Below are 18814 nucleotides of genomic sequence, written 5' to 3'. Positions count from 1 at the left end.
CTGAAAAATAGGGAGTCATTTTTACAGGTTTGCCCCACAGCGGCAATAGCCGTTTATGGCGCCTTCCGGTGTGCGGGGTGTGGATCCCGCTGCCCCGAGCCCTGCGGGCAGCGTGCTCTTCTATCTTCCTGCCCCCTCCTGACATGAGGGACAGGGGAGCGCATGGCGGGCGTCAGCCGTGTCACTCGATGCGTCGGGTGAAGGGGGGGAGGGCGTCCAGCAGCCCCTTGCCGTAGCGCTTGGTCAGCAGGCGCCGGTCCAGGATGGTGACCCGCCCCCGATCCGCCTCTTTTCGGATGAGGCGGCCACAGGCCTGGATGAGCTTGCGCGACGCTTCCGGCACCGTCAGTTGCAGGAAGGGGTTGCCGCCGCGCTGCTCTATCCACTCGGCGGTCGCCTCTTCCACGGGGGAGTTGGGCACCGCGAAGGGGAGCTTGGTGATCACCAGGTTGGTGAGGTAGTGGCCGGGCAGATCCAGCCCTTCCGAGAAGCTGCCGGTGCCAAAGAGGATGCTGGCCTGGCCGCCGTCGCACTTCTGTTTGTGCAAGAGGAGCAGGGCGCTGCGGGACGCTTCCCCCTGTACCAGGAGCGACATCCCCTTGGCCCGCAGCCCCACCGCCACCTCGTTCATCTGGCGATAGGAGGAGAAGAGCACCAGGCTGGCCTCCTTGCCTGCCAGCAGGCGGGGCAGGGTATCGATCAACTCCTGGGTGAAGGCGGGGGCACTGGGTTCATGGGCCATCTTGGGCAGATAGAGTTCGGCCTTGTGGTAGTCGAAGGGGGAGCGCAGCCGCAGATAGCGGGTGCCGTCATGCTCCTTGAGCCCCACCTGGTGGCGAAAATAACTGAAGGAGGAGAGGGCGGTGAGGGTCGCCGACACCAGCACGGCCCCGAGACAGCGGGACCAGAGCCACTCCTCCAGCAGATACCCCACCTCGATGGGGGAGGCGTGCAGCCAGATGTCCCCGTCCTCGCTTCTGGCCATCCAGCGGGCAAGGGGGGTCTTGCCGGTGGGAACATGGCGGCTCAGCATCTCCCAGAGGGCGCAGAAGCTCTCGAGCCGTTGCAGGTGAAAACCGCTCTCCGCCAGCAGAGGCTCGGCCTCCTTGCGACGGATTTCGCCATCCTTGAGCGCCTCGCCGATGGCCCCCTGCATTCTGTCCAGCGCCCTCAGTGCCTTCTTGCTCGCCTCCTTGAGGTTTTCCGCCAGCATGGGCAGGGGATCCGGCAGCACCCCATCGGCGAATCTGTGGTGGGGCTCGCCGCCAAAGAGGTGGTCATTGCTGGTGAGCCACTGCTCGAGGGCCTTGAGATCCGGCTGGAGAGAGGCCAGGGCATCCTGCAGTTTGAGCTGGGGGTCGAGGAGGCTCTCCTTGTTCAGCGTCCTGGCCAGCTTGCCCGCGCTTTGCACCAGCTTTTCCAGCCAGCGGCGGGATCCCTTGATACTGGCGCTGGCGGCGCCGTGATCCCGGGCGATGGTGGGCAGGTGATGGGCTTCGTCCAGCACATAGATGCACTCGTCCGGCGGCGGCAATATGATGCCGCCCCCCATGGTGAGGTCGGAGAGCAGCAGGGCGTGGTTGACCACCAGCACATCTGCTGCGTCCATGTCGTTGCGGGCGCGGTGGAAGGGGCAGTGCTGATGGTGGCTCAGGGCCTTGTTGCAGGTGTGGCGGTCGGCGGCGATGCGATCCCAGCACGGGTCCGGAATGGGTTTGGGCCAGTTGTCCCGATCCCCGTCCCACTTGCCTTCGGTGTAGGCCTGCCACAGCCCCTGGTAGCACGCCTTGTCAGCATCCGATGGCTTGTGTTTGCTCAATGCGCCGAAGTCGAGTTCGAAATTGGCCATCTCGCTGCCGTTTGCCGCCTGCTCCAGCAGGTGCTCGCAGCAGTAGCGCTGGCGCCCCTTGACCAGCATGAAACGAAACGGTAGCTCGCTGTGACGGTGATAAAAGGGAAGATCCTTGTGGATGAGCTGCTCCTGCAGGGCCACGGTGGCGGTGGAGATCACCAGCTTCTTCTGGGTCAGCCGTGCCACTGGTATGGCCCCCTGGGCATAGGAGAGGGACTTGCCGATGCCGGTGCCTGCCTCGGCCACCAGGATGCGGCGACTCCTGTCATATTCTCCTGTCAGGGTCTTGGCGATTTCGGCAACCAGGAAATTCTGCTCCTTGCGCGGCACAAAACCGGGTAAACCATCGGCAATCTGGCGATAGGTATTGCGGATGGTGGCTTTGAGGCGAGTCGATAGCATAAAGAAGGTGTGGCCGTGTCGGTGTGGATGGCAACAGGATACCCGCAACAGGCGGCCCGGGTCGAGGCAGGGGAGAAGCAGTCGGGTCAGCCCCGGCTTTGCACATATGTTATGAGGGAACAGGGGGTTGCAATAAACCACCAAAAAAGAGGGATTCAGGCAGAGAGTATCGCTGTAAACGTTTTCCCTGATGGGGCAAACATTGTGAGATTCAGCTCACAAATTTTTCCCTGTGACTATGGTTTTCATAAAAAGTTCCAAGTTTTTTCATTGCGGATTCGAAAACCCGGTGATAGTCTCGGCGCCATAGTGATGCAAAGAACATCGCTAACACAGGGAATAACAAGGACTTAGTGTTTAATTACAGTAGGCATTGGAAACTATGAAAAAGACAATTCTGGCTATTGCTATCCCGGCTCTGTTCGCATCCGCAGCCAACGCTGCTGTCGTTTACGACAAAGACGGCACCTCTTTTGACATTTACGGCCGTGTTCAAGCCAACTACTACGGTGAACACGACGATACCGACGCTGAACTGGTTGGTTCCTCCCGTCTGGGCTGGTCCGGCAAAGTCGGCCTGAACAACACCTGGTCCGGTATCGCCAAGACCGAGTGGCAAGTATCCGCCGAAAACTCTGACAACAAGTTCAACTCCCGTCACGTATACGTCGGCCTGGACGGTACCCAGTACGGCAAGATCATCTTCGGCCAGACCGACACCGCGTTCTACGACGTGCTGGAGCCGACCGATATCTTCAACGAATGGGGTGACGTAGGTAACTTCTACGACGGTCGTCAAGAAGGCCAGATCATCTACTCCAACACCTTCGGTGGCTTCAAGGGCAAAGTGTCCTACCAGACCAACGATGACGTAGCCGTCAAGGTTACTGACATCGGTCAAGGCATCAAGGAAACCGACGTCTACGGTCCGAACGTCAAGCGCAACTACGGCTACGCCGCTGCTGCTGGCTATGACTTCGACTTCGGTCTGGGCCTGAACGCCGGTTACGCTTACTCCGACCTGGAAAGCACCGTCAGCACCGCTTCTGGCGACAAGAAAGAGTGGGCCCTGGGCGCACACTACGCCATCAACGGTTTCTACTTCGCCGGTATGTACACCCAGGGTGACCTGAGCTACGACAACACCACCCAAGGCAACAACAAGGACAAGGGCCGTGGCTACGAGCTGGCTGCTTCCTACAACGTTGACGCTTGGACCTTCCTGGCCGGTTACAACTTCGCCGAAGGCAAGGTACTGTCCAACTCCGCCGGTTCTTCTTACGAAGACATCGTCGACGAAACCCTGCTGGGCGTGCAGTACAACTTCACTTCCAAGTTCAAGGCGTACACCGAGTACAAAATCCAGGGTATCAACGACAAGGACGACGAGTTCACTGTTGCCCTGCAATACAACTTCTAATCTAGCCTCTGCGCTGATTTAGTTGATGAACGGCCAAGCTTGCTTGGCCGTTCTGTTTTTTGGCCCCTTCACTACTTTTCGTCCTCTGGCCCTGCGCCATATCACGTTGTCTTCCTTGCCCCCTTGGTTCTCCTCTGGTAAATCGCTAGATTATTCAATTTGTTGAAGCAGATTGGCCGACAGGGAAGGATGCCTTTGATCGATTTCACCCACCCCGAGTGGCGCGCGCTGGCACAGCAGTTGCTGAGCGGCGGCTCCCAGGCTGTTCGCGGTCGTCAATGGCAGCCGCTCATCGGCATGCTTCGGGACAACCAGTTGCTGCTGGCCCTTGGCAATCATCACTATGAGCTCACCCCTGCCGGGCACCGCTATCTGACCCGGGAGCTGATGCTGGCGAAGATGGCCAGTGCCCCGCCGGAACCCGAGGAGTGGCTGCAATCCCACGGTTGGCAACTGGGGGAGAGGGTCAACGAGCGGGTGCTGGCGGCCCTGTATCGCAAGGGGGAGGGTCATTTCAGCCCCATCGAGCAGATTGACTTCGAAGACAAGGGGATCCGGCTTTGCAGTGATCTGCCCCTTCGTCTGCGGGCCGCACGGCCGTTCAGCCTGTTTCTCAGCGGCGGCACCCTGCTGGATGCCGCCCCCTGGCTCCAGACCCTGGGGGAGGTGGCGCTGCCAGCCCGCACCCTGGCGCAGCTTGGCAAGATCCTCTGGGGAGAGGGGGAGATACAGCGGGTGATCACGACCGATGCCGTCGGTGCCTTCGCCGAGTTGCCACTGCCCGCCGACGCGCTGCTGGTCTGGTATCCCGCCGAGGATCCCGGCACGCTGGAGCCCCTGATCGCTGCCTTGCCGCCCCAGACCCTCTGGAGCCACCTCACTGCCCTGGATCCGGTCGGGGTCGACAGAGTACTGGCATTGGCCCAGCGGTTGGGGAGACCGGCGAGCTGGTGGTTGCCCCGGGATCTGGTGCCCATCAAGGCGGCTTACGGGGCTCCCCTGGGGGATGGCCGGCCCTGGGAGCCGAGCCGTATCCCCCGTGCGCTGCTGGCGCAGTGCAATGATCTGGTGGAGTCGAATCGGGGTCTGTCGGTCGAGGTGTGTGCCCTGGCACCGGATTGGCACGGGATTGGTTGAGGCGGCGCCGAGAAAGCGGTTTTCCCCTATGGAAGGCAGTGGTATAAAGAGCTGACGAAGCGCTCCCTGGACGGGCGCTTTTGTTTGCCAACCTACTTTGCCAGCCAACGAACTCAACGGACTACAGGGAATACCATGTTTGAAAAGGTTGTTGCCGCCCCAGCGGATCCGATCCTGGGCCTGACCGAAGCCTTCCGTGCCGACACTCGCAGCCACAAGATCAATCTGGGGGTCGGTATCTACAAGGATGAGACCGGTGCCACTCCTATCCTTCACTGCGTCAAGCAAGCCGAGCAGAAGCTCTTGACCGACGAGAAGACCAAGAACTACCTCGGTATCGAAGGCAATATCGAATACGGCCGCATCGTACAGCAACTGCTGTTCGGCCGTGATGCCGCCCTGGTGACCAGCGGCCGCGCCAAGACGGCGCAGGCGCCGGGCGGTACCGGTGCCCTGCGCATCGCCGCCGAGTTCGTGGTACGCAACAATCTCGCCAAGACCATCTGGATCTCCGATCCCACCTGGGCGAACCACGTCAGCGTGTTCCAGGCGGCCGGTTTGACCGTCAAGTGGTACAAGTACTACGACGCCGCCACCAAGGGGCTCGACTTCGCCGCCATGCAGGCCTCCCTGTCTGACGCGCAGGCGGGGGATCTGGTGCTGCTGCACGGCTGCTGCCACAACCCGACCGGTATCGACCCCACCACCGAGCAGTGGCGCGCCCTGGCCAGGCAGAGTGCCGCCGCCGGCTGGCTGCCGCTCTTTGACTTCGCCTATCAGGGCTTCGCCCGGGGTATCGAAGAGGATGCCGAAGGCCTTCGCATCTTCGCCGAGTGCCACGACGAGCTGCTGGTGGCAAGCTCCTTCTCCAAGAACTTCGGCCTCTACAACGAGCGGGTCGGCGCCTTCACCCTGGTCTGCGCGACCAAGGCGGTGGCCGACGTCGCCTTCACCCAGGTGAAGACCGTCATTCGTGCCAACTACTCCAACCCGCCGTCACACGGCGCCGCCGTTGTCACCACCGTGGTGAGCGACCCGGCCCTCTATGCGGAGTGGGTGGAAGAAGTGGCCGCCATGCGGGTGCGCATTCGCGAGATGCGTGAGCTGCTGGTGGAGAAGCTGGCCGAGCGGGGGGTGAACCAGGATTTCAGTTTCATCCGCGAACAGAACGGCATGTTCTCCTTCTCCGGTCTCTCCAAGGATCAGGTGGAGCGCCTCAAGAGCGAATTCGCCATCTACATCGTCGGCTCCGGCCGGATCAGCGTGGCAGGCATCACCCGCGCCAACATTGATCCCCTCTGCGACGCCATCGCCAAGGTGTTGTAAGAGAGAAGCATCTGCGCCAAGCGCCTTGCTTCAGCAATAAAAAGCCCGCCGTATCGGCGGGCTTTTTCATTTTCAGGCATCAGCGGCGCCGCTTGCTGCTCCCCAGCAGGGAGCCGAGCACCCCGCGCATCAGCTGGCGTCCCACCTCGTTGCCGAGGGTGCGGGCCACGCTCTTGGCGGCGGTCTGCACCACCCCGTCATGCTGGCCACCACGGGGGCCGGTGCGACCGAACAGGATGCCATTCAAGGCATCCAGCAGACCGCCGCCCTGGTCGGTCTGTGGGGAAGCGGTCTCGTCACCGGCGGCGGGCGATGCCTCCTGAAGCCGCTCGAACGCGGACTCCCTGTCCTCCTGGGTGTCGTATCTGCCGTAGAGCAATGAGCCCTGAATAAGCGCCTGGCGCTCGGCCGCGCTCAGGGGGCCGATGCGGCTGGCCGGGGGCGCGATGAAGGCGCGCTCCACCACGCTGGGCCGCCCCTTCTCGTCGAGCAGGGAGATGAGCGCCTCCCCGACCCCCAGTTCAGTGATGGCTCCGGCGGCGTCGAAGGCCGGGTTGGCCCGCAGGGTGTTGGCGGCGATGCGCACCGCCTTTTGATCGCTCGGGGTGAAGGCGCGCAGGGCGTGCTGCACCCGGTTGCCAAGCTGCCCCAGCACGCTGTCGGGGATGTCGGCCGGGCTCTGGGTCACGAAATAGACGCCCACCCCCTTGGAGCGGATGAGGCGCACCACCAGCTCAATTTTCTCCAGCAGCGCCCTGGGCGCATCCTTGAACAGCAGGTGGGCCTCGTCGAAGAAGAACACCAGCACGGGCTTTTCCGGATCCCCTATCTCGGGCAACTGTTCGAACAGCTCGGAGAGCAGCCAGAGCAGGAAGCAGGCATAGAGGCGGCTGGACTGGGTGAGCTTGCCGGCGGCCAGCACATTGATATGGCCGTGGCCCGCCTCGTCGGTCTGCATCAGATCCTGGATGTCCAGCATGGGCTCGCCGAAGAAGTGATCGCCCCCCGCGCTCTCCAGGGTGAGGAGGTTGCGCAGGATGGCGCCGATGGAGGCGGTCGACACATTGCCGTAGCGGGTGGTGAGGGTCTTGGCGTGCTCCCCCGCAAACTGCACCATGGCCCGCAGGTCTTTCAGATCGAGCAGCAGCAACCCCTCGTCGTCCGCCACCTTGAACACCAGCTCCAGCACCCCGCTTTGGGTGTCGTTGAGGCCGAGCAGGCGTGCAAGCAGCAGAGGCCCCATGTCGGAGACGGTGGCCCGCACCGGGTGGCCCTCTTCGGCGAAGAGATCCCAGAACAGGGTGGGGCTGGCGGCAAAGTCGGGTGCCTGAAGGCCGAGCTGGGCCAGACGGGCATCCAGCTTGGCAGAGGGGGTGCCGGCGGCGCCCAGGCCGCTCAGATCCCCTTTCACGTCGGCCAGAAAGACCGGCACGCCGAGGCGGGAAAACCCCTCCGCCAGCACCTGCAGGGTGACTGTCTTGCCGGTGCCGGTGGCCCCGGTGATGAGGCCGTGGCGATTGGCCATGGCGGGGAGCAGGGAGAGGGGGTGGCCATTGGCATGGGCCAGCGTGAGCGGTTCGGCCATGGTGGGCTCCTTGTTTCGAATGGGGGTCGAAAAACAACGGGTTACAAGGAGTGTGGTGGCAGAGGCAGACGATGGCAAGGCACGCCGCCCGAGACAAGGACGGCGTGCTGGCAACCTAGCGGGGGCGGGTCAGCTTGCCCAGTTGTAACAGCAGCAGGGTGAGCAAGGCGCCGGCGGCGGCGCTCAGCACCGCCAGCAGCAGGCTGCCGAGCAGGAAGGGGGGCACCAGGGTGGCTGCCTCCTGCTCCAGCCAGTGCAGGGACCAGGTGAGATGGAAGGGGGCTGGCGTCTCGTTCAGCACCAGGCAACCGGTACGATAGGCGTAGAGGTACATGAAGGGGAGCGTCAGCGGGTTGTTGAACCAGACCGCCAAGAGGGCCAGCGGCAGGTTGAAGCTGAACGCCAGCACCAGGGCGACGGCCACCAGGGAGTGCATGGGCATGGGGACCCAGCTGGCGAACAGCCCGGCCGCCACGGCGCCACAGAGGGCCCGCGTTCCCCCTTGCCAGAGGGCGGGGGTCAGCAGTCGCTCGCCAAAGAGGGCGAACCACTTCTGTTGGCGCAGGGTATCGGGGTCAATCTTGAAGCGGGCCAACCAGCGATTCAGCATGGGCGCGCCACCTTGCGTTTTTGCCACTGGCGCACCGTGCTCAGGCGCCAGCCCGCGCGAACCAGGAGATAGCCGACGAGGGCGCTCAGCAGGGCAAGCACCAGGGAGCCCAGCAAGAGCGGCGGGGCCACCGTCTCGAACACCGACACCAGCCAGGCCCAGGTGAAGGTGATCTCGATGTGCTGGGAGGGTTGCCCCAGCAGCTGGCAGCCCACCAGATAGGCGCCATAAAACAGCGGTGGCATGGTCAGGGGGTTGGAGAGCCAGACCAGGGCCACCGAGAGGGGCAGGTTGACCCGGCAGGCGATGGCGCCGCCAGCGGCCAGCAGCATCTGGCAGGGGAGGGGCACCCAGGCCATGAAGAGGCCGACCGCACAGGCACCGGCGGCGGAGCGCCGGTTGAGATGCCAGAGATTGGCGTCCAGCAGCAGCTTGCCAAAGAGTCGCAAGTGCTTGTGTTCCTTGAGGGTCGCCGGGTCGGGTAGCCAGCGCTGTATGATTCGTTTGGGCATGTTCTGAACCTTGCTAAATACTTGCTCCATGGATCTGCGTCTGTTGTCGTTTGCCCTGGGGGCAAGCTCCTCACTGCTTTGGCCATGGCTGCCTTCATGGGAATGGGGTGGCCTGATGCTGCTGCTCGCGCTCCCCCTCGCCGGTGGTCGTTGCTGGCGGCTGCTGTTTCTGCTGCTCGGCATCCTCTGGATGCAGGTGAATTTGCACTACCGGCTTGCCTGGCTGGATCAGCTTGGCAAAAAAACGAGCCACATCATAACCGCACACGTGCAAAGTACGGAGTCTTCGGGAGAGAAAGAGGGGGATAAATTTGCGCGCCTGCTGGTGCGCCTCGACACCCTGGACGATCGCCCCCTCATCGTGCCACCCCTGGTGCGGGTCAATGCCTATCAGGTGTTGCCGCCGTTGCCTGCCGGCAGCCGCGTCACCCTGGTGACCTCTCTCAAGCCGGCCCATGGCCTGGCCAACGAAGCGGGGATGGATGGGCGGCGCCTGCTCCTTGGCAAGGGGATCACCGCCACCGGCAACCTGCGCCGGGTCATCGCCCTGGATGCCGTACCCCCGGGTGTGCGCGATCGCTGGCTGGCGGCGGCGAGTCGCGCCTGGGAGGGGATGGCGCAGGCCCCCCTGCTGGCGGCCCTCACCTTCGGGGAACAGGGGGGGATCACGGATGCCCAGTGGGAACTCTTTCGCGGCAGCGGCCTGACCCACATCATCGCCATCTCGGGCCAGCATATCGCCCTGGTGGCGGTACTCGGCTGGTGGCTCGGGCGGCTGTTCGGGCTGCGCGGGGCTATCTGCGTGTCACTCCTGTTCGCGGCCACCTACAGCTGGCTGGCGGGGTTTGCGGTGGCCACCGAGCGTGCCCTCATCATGGTGCTGGTGTGGAGCCTGCTGCGCTGGCTAAAGCGGGACTGGCCGAGCCACCGGATCTGGCTGTGGGCCTTTGTGGTGCTGACATTGTGGGACCCTTTCGCCCTCTATTCGGCGGGGTTCTGGCTCTCTTTTCTGGCGGTGGCCCTGCTGTTGCTGGCGAGCCTGCTGCACGATCGCCCCGGCCTGGTGCGGCTGCAACTTCTGCTGCTGCTCGGATTGCTGCCCCTGCAACTGCTGCTGTTCGAGGGGATGGCGCCCCTGGCGTTTCTGCTCAATCTGCTGACACTGCCGCTGTTCTGCCTTGTCATCATTCCCCTGGCGCTCATCGGCGTGCTGGTGGCGCCCCTCTCCACGTTGCTGGCCCACGGCCTGCTCTGGGTCTCCGCCTTCGGCCTGGAGTGGGTGCTGTGGGGGCTCACGCAGCTGGCGGATCGCCTGCAGCTCTGGTGGCCGGTGCCCGGCTGGCTGATGCCCGCCAGCGCCCTGCTGATCCTGCTGTGGACGGGATGGCACCTGCCGGGAGGGCGCGCCCTGGGGGGACCGGTGGCGGCGGCCCTGCTGCTCGCCCTCTGGCCTGCTCCCGCTTCCTGGCAGGTGCGGGTGCTGGACGTGGGGCAGGGGCTCTCGGTGCTCGTCACCCGGGGCGAGCGGGCCATCCTGTTTGATACCGGGGATCGCTACCCCGGGGGCTACAACATGGCGGATGCGGCCATCCTGCCCCTGCTCAACCGGCTCGGCATCCGGGTGATCGACACCCTGATCATCAGCCACAGAGACAGGGATCACGCGGGCAACCGGCAGGCTCTGCTGCAGAGCATGGCGGTGCGCCGGGAGCTCTCCTCCTTCCCCTTTACACCGGCTACCCAGGCCTGCCGCCGAGGTCAGCAGTGGCATTGGCAGGGGCTGGATGTGCGGGTGCTCTGGCCCCTGGCAGCCGGGGCGGGGCGCAACAACGACAGTTGCGTGGTGCAGCTGGACGATGGGCGTCATCGGCTGCTGCTGAGCGGCGACATCGAGCAGCAGGCGGAGCGCCGCCTGCTGGCGCTGGAGGAGGTGGAGGGCGCGGGGCTGGCCAGTACCCTGCTGGTGAGCCCGCATCATGGCAGTCGCACCTCCTCCACGGCTCCCTTCGTGGCGGCGGTGAAACCTGCTTTCGTGGTGCACAGCGCAGGCTTCATGAACCAGTGGGGCTTTCCCCGCCCCGAGGTGGTGGCGCGATACCAGGGGGCGCGGCAGTGGGTCACGGGGGAGGCGGGCGCCATCCTGATCGAGCCGGGGGACGCGGGGCTCAGGATCCGGGCCGAGCGGGAGCAGGGGCCCTGGTACCGGCGTGGCGGCCCCTGGTGGCAGCCGCAGGTATGGGGAAGGGAGTGAGGATCCGGTGAGCCAGCCCGGCAAGGGGCGGCCTTCATTTGTGACCCGGGTTGTAGCCATCGCGCCAGCGGCGCTTGGTGTAGCTCCAAGGTTTGGCTAGAATAGCCCGTCATTTCCCTTATTAACGGCTATTCATGCAACAAGAAACCTCACAAGAGAGCTGGACCGTCTTCAAGCGCCTGCTCGGTTATGTCCGGGATCGCAAGCTGGGTCTGGTGGGCGGCATCATTGGCATGCTGGGTTACGCGGCCGTGGATACCACCTTCGTCTACTCCATCAAACCGCTTATCGATCAGGGGCTCAACGGCAACGACAGCAGCGTGCTCAAGTGGATGCCCTTCTTCGTCCTCGGCATCGTGGCTCTGCGCGGCTGCGCCGCCTTCCTCTCCAACTACTGCATGGCCTGGGTCGGCAACCACGTGGTGATGCGCCTGCAGCAGCAGGTGTTCAGCCACCTGATGGCCATGCCCATGAGCTTCTTCGACCGCCAGAACACCGGCAACCTGCTCTCCAAGGTGACCTATGACGCCGGTCAGGTGTCGTCCGCCGCGAGCTCGACCCTGGTCTCCCTGGTGCGGGAAGGGGCCACCGTCATCGGCCTGCTGGGCCTGATGTTCTGGCACTCCTGGCAGTTGTCGGTGATCTTCCTGGTGGTGGGGCCCCTGGTCGGGATCCTCATCAGCATCATCAGCCGACGTTTTCGCAAGATAAGCCGCCACATCCAGCAGGCGGTGGGTGACATCACCACCTCCACCGAGCAGATGCTCAAGGGGCACAAAGAGGTGCTGATGTTCGGGGGCCAGGAGGTGGAGGACAAGCGCTTCTACCAGGTGAGCAACCGGATGCGCCAGCAGACCATGAAGATGGTCGCCGCCGACGCCATCGGCAGCCCCATCGTCCAGATGGTGGCCTCCGTGGCCCTTGCGGTCTTCCTCTATGTCGCCACCATCGACAGCGTCAAGGCGACCCTGACTGCGGGCACCTTCACCGTCATGGTCACCTCCATGATGATGCTGCTCAAGCCGCTGAAAAGCCTGACCGACGTGAACAACCAGTTCCAGCGCGGCATCACCGCCTGCCAGAGCCTGTTCGGTCTGCTGGACTCCACCCCGGAGCAGGACACCGGCACCCGTACCCTGGAACGTGCCCGAGGTGAAATCGAGTTTCGCAACGTCACCTTCACCTACCCGACCAAGGAGACACCGGCGCTGCGCAACATCAGCTTCAAGGTGGAGGCAGGCAAATCGGTGGCCCTGGTGGGTCGTTCCGGCTCCGGCAAGAGCACCATCGCGAGCCTCCTGACCCGCTTCTATGACATCGAAGAGGGGGAAATTCTGCTGGATGGCGTCAACATCCGCGAATACCGCCTGAGCGAGCTGCGCAAGCAGTACGCCCTGGTCTCCCAGCACGTGCACCTCTTCAACGACTCCGTGGCCAACAACATCGCCTACGCGGCGGAAGAGAAGTACAGCCGCGACGAGATCCAGCAGGCGGCCCGCATCGCCCATGCGGACGACTTCGTCAGCAAGATGCCGGAAGGCTATGACACCGTCATCGGCGAGAACGGCGCCTCCCTCTCCGGCGGCCAGCGCCAGCGCATCGCCATCGCCCGCGCCCTGCTGCGGGACTCCCCGGTGCTGTTGCTGGACGAAGCCACCTCGGCCCTGGACACCGAGTCCGAGCGCCACATCCAGGCGGCCATCGACGAGCTGTGCAAGGCGCGCACTTCCCTCGTGATCGCCCACCGCCTCTCCACCATCGAGAAGGCGGACGAGATCCTGGTGATCGACGAGGGACACATCGTCGAGCGCGGCAACCACCAAACCCTGATGGACATGCATGGTACTTATGCCCAGCTGCGGGCCATTCAGTTTGGTAATACAGCCACGGGTAACCAGGGCTGATGCTGGCCAGACTCTGGTACGGGAACAGCCTCTGGCGCTGGGGGCTGGCCCCCTTCGCCCTGCTGTTTGCCCTGATCAGCGGCGTCCGCCGTCTGGGGTATCGCCGGGGCTGGTTCCGCGCCTATCGGGCCACCCTGCCGGTGGTGGTGGTGGGCAATCTCTCGGTGGGGGGCAACGGCAAGACCCCGGTGGTGGTCTGGCTGGTGGAACAACTCCAGGCCCGGGGCTGGCGCCCCGGCGTGGTCAGCCGCGGCTATGGCGGCAAGGCGCCCCATTACCCCTATCGATTGGATGAGAGCAGCACCCCGGCCGAGGCCGGGGATGAGCCCGTGCTCATCGCAAGGCGCTGCGGCTGCCCCGTGGCGGTGGCCCCCAGACGGGCCGATGCGGTGCGGTTGCTGGAGCAAAGCGGTGAGGTGGACATCATCGTCACCGACGACGGCCTGCAGCACTATGCCCTGGCCCGTGACATCGAACTGGTGGTGGTGGACGGGGCGCGCCGCTTTGGCAATGGCTGTCTGCTGCCCATGGGGCCGCTGCGCGAGCCCACGACCCGCCTCAAGCGGGTAGAAGCCATCATCTGCAACGGCGGCGAACCCGCCCGTGGCGAGTACGCCATGCGCCTGGTGCCGGATACCCTGCGCCGGGTGTGCGACGATGCGCCTCTCACGGCCCCCCTCTCGGGGCCGGTGGATGCCCTGGCGGGCATCGGTCATCCCCCCCGTTTCTTCGCCACCCTGACCGCCCTTGGTTACGAGTTGGTGCAGAGCGTCGGCTACGGGGATCACCAGGCGTTCGACGCCGCCGAGCTGCTGGCCCGCTTCGGCCAGCGCCCCTTGCTGATGACCGAGAAGGATGCGGTCAAGTGCCGCCCCTTTGCCCCGGACAACTGGTGGTATCTGCCGGTCAGCGCCGAGCTGCCCGATGCCCTGGGGGAGGCGCTGCTGCGCACCCTGGGTCCGCAGCCCGGAAGAGGGGACAGGCACCAGGCGCCCTGACGGGGCGCCACCGGATTGGAACAGACGGCCAGCGCCCGGACTCGGGGGCTGGCCCTGCACATTGACATGCCAGGCAAGATCGCCTGTGGGAAATCGTTAAAGGAGTTTCGTTGTGGCACTGGATATTAAACTGCTCGACATCATCGCCTGCCCGGTCTGCAAGGGGAAACTGCACTATCAAGCGCACGCCGAGGGCCCTCAGGAGCTCATCTGCCGCTTCGACAGACTGGCCTATCCCCTGGAGGAGGGGATCCCGGTGCTGCTGGAGAACCGGGCCCGTCACCTGGCGCTGGAAGAGCTGAAGCCATGAGTTTCGTCGTCGTCATTCCTGCCCGTTACGCCTCCACCCGGCTGCCGGGTAAGCCGCTTGCCGACATTCACGGCAAGCCCATGGTGCAGCACGTGGTGGAGAAGGCCCTGCAATCGGGCGCCGATCGGGTGATCGTCGCCACCGATGACGAGCGGGTGCAGCAGGCTCTGGCTCCCTTTGCCGCCGCTGCCGGGTTCGAGGTGTGCATGACCTCACCGGATCACCAGTCCGGCACCGAGCGTCTGGCCGAGGTGTGCCGTCACTACGGCTTTGCCGCCGACACCATCATCGTCAACGTGCAGGGGGACGAGCCCCTCATTCCCCCCGTCATCATCCGCCAGGTGGCGGACAACCTGGCCGCGGCCAGCGCGCCCATGGCGACGCTGTCGGTGCCGATCAGGGATGCCGAAGAGGCGTTCAATCCCAATGCCGTCAAGGTGGTGACCGACCGGGAGGGGTATGCCCTCTATTTCAGTCGCGCCAGCATCCCCTGGGATCGGGACCGCTTTGCCCAGAGCCGCGAGCAGATTGGCGATCACTACCAGCGCCACATCGGCATCTACGCCTATCGCGCCGGCTTCATCCAGCGTTACGTGGACTGGGCACCGAGCGTGCTCGAGCAGGTCGAAGCCCTGGAGCAGCTGCGGGTGCTCTGGTACGGGGAGAAGATCCACGTGGCCCAGGCGCTGCAAGCCCCGCCGGTGGGGGTGGACACCCAGGCCGATCTCGACAAGGTGCGAGCGCTGCTGGCCGGTTGAGGCTGGCGGAACGGCTTTGATGCAATACGGCGCCCCAGGGCGCCGTTTTTTAATTGATTCTTTGTATAATAATTTGATTTAAAACGGATTTTACGAGCAATTTCAAACTTTTCCCGCCCATGGTTTGCCAAATCATCGAGTTTGGTTATGATGCAAGACGCCGTGTTAACCCTAACTGGCATATAACGAGATAAAAAACGGGGTGTTTGGGTGATTAATGTATTCCTGGTCGATGATCATGAGTTGGTGCGTACAGGGATAAGACGCATTTTGGAAGACGTCCGCGGGATCAAGGTGGTGGGCGAGGCGCAGAGCGGGGAAACCGCGGTGGCCTTCTGTCGGCAACATCACCCCGATGTGATCCTGATGGACATGAACATGCCGGGCATCGGCGGTCTGGAAGCGACCCGCAAGATCCTGCGGATCCGCCCCGATGTACGCATCATAGTGCTGACCATTCATTCAGAAAATCCGTTCCCCACCAAGGTGATGCAGGCGGGCGCCGCCGGGTACCTCACCAAGGGGGCCGCGCCGGACGAGATGATCCACGCCATTCGCCTGGTTCACTCCGGTCAGCGCTACATCTCCCCGGAGATCGCCCAGCAGATGGCCCTGAGCCAGTTCGCCTCCGCCGACGAGAACCCCTTCAAGTCCCTCTCCGAGCGGGAGCTGCAGATCATGATGATGATCACCAAGGGGCAGAAGGTGACCGACATCTCCGAGCAACTCAACCTGAGCCCGAAGACGGTCAACAGCTACCGCTACCGCCTGTTCAGCAAGCTGGGGATCAACGGTGACGTGGAGCTGACCCATCTGGCCATTCGTTATGGCATGCTGGATGCCGATACCCTGTAACGGGGGCGTGTGGACACCAAAGGCGGCACCGGCCGCCTTTTGCTTTTTGCAGGCTGTGGGCAGTATGCTCTCCCCGTCTTTTTGCATTCATCCGTTGAGTCGAGTTGCCGATGACCCTCTCTCCCGAGCCCCATTTTGACAGCAAGGCATTCCTGAGTGCCGTCACCCACCAGAGCGGTGTCTACCGCATGTACGACAGCGGCGGCACCGTCATCTACGTGGGCAAGGCCAAGGATCTCAAGAAACGGCTCGCCTCCTACTTTCGGGCCAACGTCGACAGCATCAAGACCCGCACCCTGGTGCGCCAGATTGCCGATGTGCAGGTAACGGTCACCCACACCGAGACCGAGGCGCTGATCCTCGAGCACAACCTCATCAAGCAGTACCAGCCGCGCTACAACGTGCTGCTGCGGGATGACAAGTCCTACCCCTGGATCATCATCACCGACCATCGGCACCCGCGCATCGGCGTCCATCGCGGCGCCCGCAAGGTGAAGGGGGAGTATTTCGGCCCTTACCCCTCCGGTGGCGCGGTACGCGAGAGCCTGCACCTGATGCAGAAGATCTTCCCGGTGCGCCAGTGCGAGGATGCCGTCTATGCCAACCGTACCCGCCCCTGCCTGCTCTACCAGCTCAAGCGCTGCGCCGGCCCCTGTGTGGCGGGGCTGGTGAGCGAGGCCGAGTATGCCCAGCAGGTGGCGCTGGCCAAGCTGTTCCTCGCGGGCAAGAACCAGCAGGTGATCGGCGAACTGGTGGGCAAGATGGAGTCCGCCAGCGGCGATCTGCGCTTCGAGGAGGCGGCCCGCTACCGGGATCAGATCCAGGCCCTGCGCCGGGTCACCGAGCAGCAGTCTGTGAGCGGCAACGTGCTGGACGAGCTCGACGTGGTGGGGGTGGCCTTCGAGCAGGGGACCGCCTGCATCCACGTGCTCTTCATCCGCCAGGGCAAGGTGCTGGGATCGCGCAGCTACTTCCCGAAAGTGCCGGCCGATACCCCGCTTGACGAGGTGGTGCAATCCTTCCTGCTGCAGTTCTATCTGTCGGGGCAGGGGGGACGGCAGATCCCGAGCGAGGTGCTGCTGGACGTGGCGCTGGAGGATGAGAGCGTCATCGCCGACACCCTGAGCCAGACCGCCGGCTACAAGGTGCGGGTGGTGAGCCGGACGCGCAGCGAACGGGCCCGCTTCATCAAGCTTGCCTCCATCAACGCCCAGACCGCGCTGCGCTCGCGCCTCGCCCACAAGAGCACCATCACCGCCCGTTACGATCAGCTGGAGGAGCTGCTGGAGCTCGAGAGCCCCATCGCCCGCATGGAGTGCTTCGATATCTCCCACACCATGGGGGAGCGCACCGTGGCCTCCTGCGTGGTGTTCAACCGGGAGGGGCCGCTCTCCTCGGAATACCGCCGCTTCAACATCGACGGTATCACCGGCGGGGATGACTATGCCGCCATGGAGCAGGCGCTGGAGCGTCGCTTTGGCAAGCAGCAGGAGCCGGACAAGGTGCCGGATGTGCTGTTCATCGACGGCGGTCTCGGCCAGTTGCGCCGCGCGGAGGAGATCCTGGCGCGCCAGCTGGAGTTTCTCGGCGGCAAATACCCGCTGCTGGTGGGCATCGCCAAGGGGGTGACCCGCAAGGCGGGGTTGGAGACCCTGATCCTGGGGGACAGCCACGAAGAGCTGCATTTGCCGGCGGACATGCCCGCTTTGCACCTCATCCAGCACATTCGCGACGAATCCCACCGCTTTGCCATCACGGGCCACCGGGCCAGGCGGGCAAAGGCCCGCACCACCAGTACCCTGGAAGAGATTCCCGGGGTGGGGCCGAAACGGCGGCAGGCGCTGCTCAAATACCTGGGGGGTTTGCAGGAGGTGAAAAAAGCCGGGGTGGACGAACTCGCCAAGGTGCCCGGCATCAGCCAGGAGCTGGCCCAGTCCATCCACGACGCATTGCACTCGCTCTAGGCTGTGTTCTCAAAATGCTGGTTTTCTGTCCACACATAACTCGCGCAAGTAGCGAAGGCAAAAAGCCAGTTTGATAAAGGCTGCAAAACTCTTGGCTAGCTTTTCATATCTCGTTGAAAACCGGCGAAACTTCTTCAACCAACCGAAGCACCGCTCCACGACATTGCGCCTGCGGTAATGCACCTTGTCCAGTACCAATGGACGCCCCTTATGGCGCCGTTGCTGGTCGCTGCGTTGCGGAATGACCGCTTTTATCCTTCTCCGCCGTAGCTCGGCTCGAAAGGCTTTGCTGCTATAGGCCTTGTCTGCGGCAAGATGCGCTGGCCGTGTTCGGTAGCGACCTGATGACGTTGGTATCCTCGCCATGGCCAACGCGCTTGTTGCATAGCTGATTTCTGCTGATTGCCCCGGTGACAGGCAGAAGCTCAGTGGTAAGCCATGACGGTCCGTGACCAAGTGAATTTTGCTGCCGAAACCTCCCCGCGAACGGCCAAGGGCTTGATTCATTGAGGTGTTTTTTTACGTGCACCGGCAGCATCTTTGGATGCTCTGACATTGGAGCCGTCCAGGCACCACAGGTCGAAATCGATGAGCCCTTCTTCATTGAGCTTGAGTTGCAGCGCTTCCAGAATGGCATCAATCCGGCCTGCATCCTGCCAACGCCGGAAGGTGTTGTAGACCGAATTCCATGGTCCGAAACGTTCTGGAAGGTCTCGCCAAGGAGCTCCGGTGTGGAGTATCCAGAGAATGCCATCGAGCACTTGGCGCGGTTCACGGGTAGGGCGCCCGATCAGGCTTCGAGAAGGAAACTGGGGCTCGATAAGCCCCCATTGTGCATCAGTCAGCTGATAACGGCGGGACACGGAATGGATCTTAAGCTGTTGAGAAGATGTGAGATTATATCTTCATCACTTTAAGAACACAGCCTAG

Annotated in this window: 15 protein-coding genes; 10 read left to right on the top strand and 5 right to left on the bottom strand. The window is 63.6% G+C overall.

Annotated elements, in window-relative coordinates:
* Positions 1–181 precede the first annotated feature (181 nt).
* Positions 182–2254, bottom strand: coding sequence for an ATP-dependent DNA helicase DinG (dinG, locus tag AB5Y68_RS02055; RefSeq protein ID WP_039040269.1), 2073 nt, complete (start codon positions 2252–2254; stop codon positions 182–184).
* Between the two features lie 382 nt (positions 2255–2636).
* Here dinG and AB5Y68_RS02050 point away from each other — a divergent pair, with 382 nt between their 5' ends.
* The 3 genes from AB5Y68_RS02050 to AB5Y68_RS02040 all read left to right on the top strand — a co-directional run bounded on the left by AB5Y68_RS02050 (position 2637) and on the right by AB5Y68_RS02040 (position 6137).
* Positions 2637–3674 carry a porin gene (locus tag AB5Y68_RS02050; protein WP_039040270.1) on the top strand — a complete coding sequence of 346 codons (1038 nt, stop codon included), beginning with the start codon at positions 2637–2639 and terminating at the stop codon, positions 3672–3674.
* Positions 3675–3869: 195 nt separating this feature from the next.
* Positions 3870–4811 carry a hypothetical protein gene (locus tag AB5Y68_RS02045; protein ID WP_039040271.1) on the top strand — a complete coding sequence of 314 codons (942 nt, stop codon included), beginning with the start codon at positions 3870–3872 and terminating at the stop codon, positions 4809–4811.
* Positions 4812–4946: 135 nt separating this feature from the next.
* Positions 4947–6137 carry an amino acid aminotransferase gene (locus tag AB5Y68_RS02040; protein ID WP_010675240.1) on the top strand — a complete coding sequence of 397 codons (1191 nt, stop codon included), beginning with the start codon at positions 4947–4949 and terminating at the stop codon, positions 6135–6137.
* Positions 6138–6216: 79 nt separating this feature from the next.
* On the opposite strand, the gene AB5Y68_RS02035 is transcribed toward AB5Y68_RS02040, so the two are convergent.
* The 3 genes from AB5Y68_RS02035 to AB5Y68_RS02025 all read right to left on the bottom strand — a co-directional run bounded on the left by AB5Y68_RS02035 (position 6217) and on the right by AB5Y68_RS02025 (position 8844).
* Positions 6217–7722, bottom strand: coding sequence for a helicase HerA-like domain-containing protein (locus AB5Y68_RS02035; RefSeq protein WP_039040272.1), 1506 nt, complete (start codon positions 7720–7722; stop codon positions 6217–6219).
* A gap of 115 nt (positions 7723–7837) precedes the next feature.
* Positions 7838–8332 carry a DUF2062 domain-containing protein gene (locus AB5Y68_RS02030; RefSeq protein ID WP_039040273.1) on the bottom strand — a complete coding sequence of 165 codons (495 nt, stop codon included), beginning with the start codon at positions 8330–8332 and terminating at the stop codon, positions 7838–7840.
* Positions 8326–8844, bottom strand: coding sequence for a DUF2062 domain-containing protein (locus AB5Y68_RS02025; RefSeq protein ID WP_039040274.1), 519 nt, complete (start codon positions 8842–8844; stop codon positions 8326–8328). The genes AB5Y68_RS02030 and AB5Y68_RS02025 overlap by 7 nt, the downstream gene beginning before the upstream one ends.
* A gap of 115 nt (positions 8845–8959) precedes the next feature.
* Between AB5Y68_RS02025 and AB5Y68_RS02020 the strand changes: the two genes are divergently transcribed.
* The 7 genes from AB5Y68_RS02020 to uvrC all read left to right on the top strand — a co-directional run bounded on the left by AB5Y68_RS02020 (position 8960) and on the right by uvrC (position 17884).
* The gene (locus AB5Y68_RS02020) at positions 8960–11095 is read left to right on the top strand and encodes a DNA internalization-related competence protein ComEC/Rec2 (RefSeq protein ID WP_234704027.1); all 2136 of its coding nucleotides are present in this window, start codon (positions 8960–8962) and stop codon (positions 11093–11095) included.
* Positions 11096–11229: 134 nt separating this feature from the next.
* Positions 11230–12999, top strand: a complete 1770-nt coding sequence (gene msbA / locus AB5Y68_RS02015; protein WP_039040276.1) for a lipid A ABC transporter ATP-binding protein/permease MsbA — start codon at positions 11230–11232, stop codon at positions 12997–12999.
* Complete coding sequence (lpxK, locus tag AB5Y68_RS02010) at positions 12999–13997, top strand: tetraacyldisaccharide 4'-kinase (protein ID WP_039040277.1); 999 nt, start codon at positions 12999–13001, stop codon at positions 13995–13997. The genes msbA and lpxK overlap by 1 nt, the downstream gene beginning before the upstream one ends.
* 112 nt (positions 13998–14109) lie before the next feature.
* A complete protein-coding gene (locus AB5Y68_RS02005) occupies positions 14110–14307 on the top strand; it encodes a Trm112 family protein (RefSeq protein ID WP_010675233.1) in 198 nt (65 codons plus the stop codon).
* Positions 14304–15065 (top strand): 3-deoxy-manno-octulosonate cytidylyltransferase, encoded by a 762-nt coding sequence (kdsB, locus tag AB5Y68_RS02000; protein WP_039040278.1) that lies wholly within the window; start codon positions 14304–14306, stop codon positions 15063–15065. Before AB5Y68_RS02005 ends, kdsB begins: the two co-directional genes overlap by 4 nt.
* 210 nt (positions 15066–15275) lie before the next feature.
* Complete coding sequence (gene uvrY, locus AB5Y68_RS01995) at positions 15276–15920, top strand: UvrY/SirA/GacA family response regulator transcription factor (RefSeq protein ID WP_010675231.1); 645 nt, start codon at positions 15276–15278, stop codon at positions 15918–15920.
* Between the two features lie 110 nt (positions 15921–16030).
* Entirely contained in the window at positions 16031–17884 is a 1854-nt protein-coding gene (gene uvrC, locus AB5Y68_RS01990; protein WP_039040279.1) for an excinuclease ABC subunit UvrC, read from the top strand.
* A gap of 9 nt (positions 17885–17893) precedes the next feature.
* Here uvrC and AB5Y68_RS01985 read toward each other — a convergent pair.
* Positions 17894–18747 (bottom strand): IS5 family transposase gene (locus AB5Y68_RS01985; RefSeq protein WP_368206892.1). Its coding sequence is split into 2 segments (ribosomal slippage): positions 17894–18405 and positions 18405–18747, totalling 855 coding nucleotides; the frame shifts between segments, so codons are not numbered across the junction.
* Positions 18748–18814: the final 67 nt, after the last annotated feature.

The sequence above is a fragment of the Aeromonas sp. R6-1 genome (genome assembly GCF_040908165.1).
Taxonomy (GTDB): Bacteria; Pseudomonadota; Gammaproteobacteria; order Enterobacterales; family Aeromonadaceae; genus Aeromonas; species Aeromonas caviae.
This window is presented reverse-complemented; position numbering and strand designations above follow the sequence as displayed.

Bases quoted from the DNA above. Each gene is read 5' to 3' on its own strand.
- AB5Y68_RS02020 (WP_234704027.1), top strand. From the start codon at position 8,960: ATGCTGCTGCTCGCGCTCCCCCTCGCCGGTGGTCGTTGCTGGCGGCTG.
- lpxK (WP_039040277.1), top strand. From the start codon at position 12,999: ATGCTGGCCAGACTCTGGTACGGGAACAGCCTCTGGCGCTGGGGGCTG.
- dinG (WP_039040269.1), bottom strand. From the start codon at position 2,254: ATGCTATCGACTCGCCTCAAAGCCACCATCCGCAATACCTATCGCCAG.
- AB5Y68_RS02030 (WP_039040273.1), bottom strand. From the start codon at position 8,332: ATGCTGAATCGCTGGTTGGCCCGCTTCAAGATTGACCCCGATACCCTG.
- uvrC (WP_039040279.1), top strand. From the start codon at position 16,031: ATGACCCTCTCTCCCGAGCCCCATTTTGACAGCAAGGCATTCCTGAGT.
- AB5Y68_RS02050 (WP_039040270.1), top strand. From the start codon at position 2,637: ATGAAAAAGACAATTCTGGCTATTGCTATCCCGGCTCTGTTCGCATCC.
- kdsB (WP_039040278.1), top strand. From the start codon at position 14,304: ATGAGTTTCGTCGTCGTCATTCCTGCCCGTTACGCCTCCACCCGGCTG.
- AB5Y68_RS02040 (WP_010675240.1), top strand. From the start codon at position 4,947: ATGTTTGAAAAGGTTGTTGCCGCCCCAGCGGATCCGATCCTGGGCCTG.
- AB5Y68_RS02025 (WP_039040274.1), bottom strand. From the start codon at position 8,844: ATGCCCAAACGAATCATACAGCGCTGGCTACCCGACCCGGCGACCCTC.
- msbA (WP_039040276.1), top strand. From the start codon at position 11,230: ATGCAACAAGAAACCTCACAAGAGAGCTGGACCGTCTTCAAGCGCCTG.
- AB5Y68_RS02035 (WP_039040272.1), bottom strand. From the start codon at position 7,722: ATGGCCGAACCGCTCACGCTGGCCCATGCCAATGGCCACCCCCTCTCC.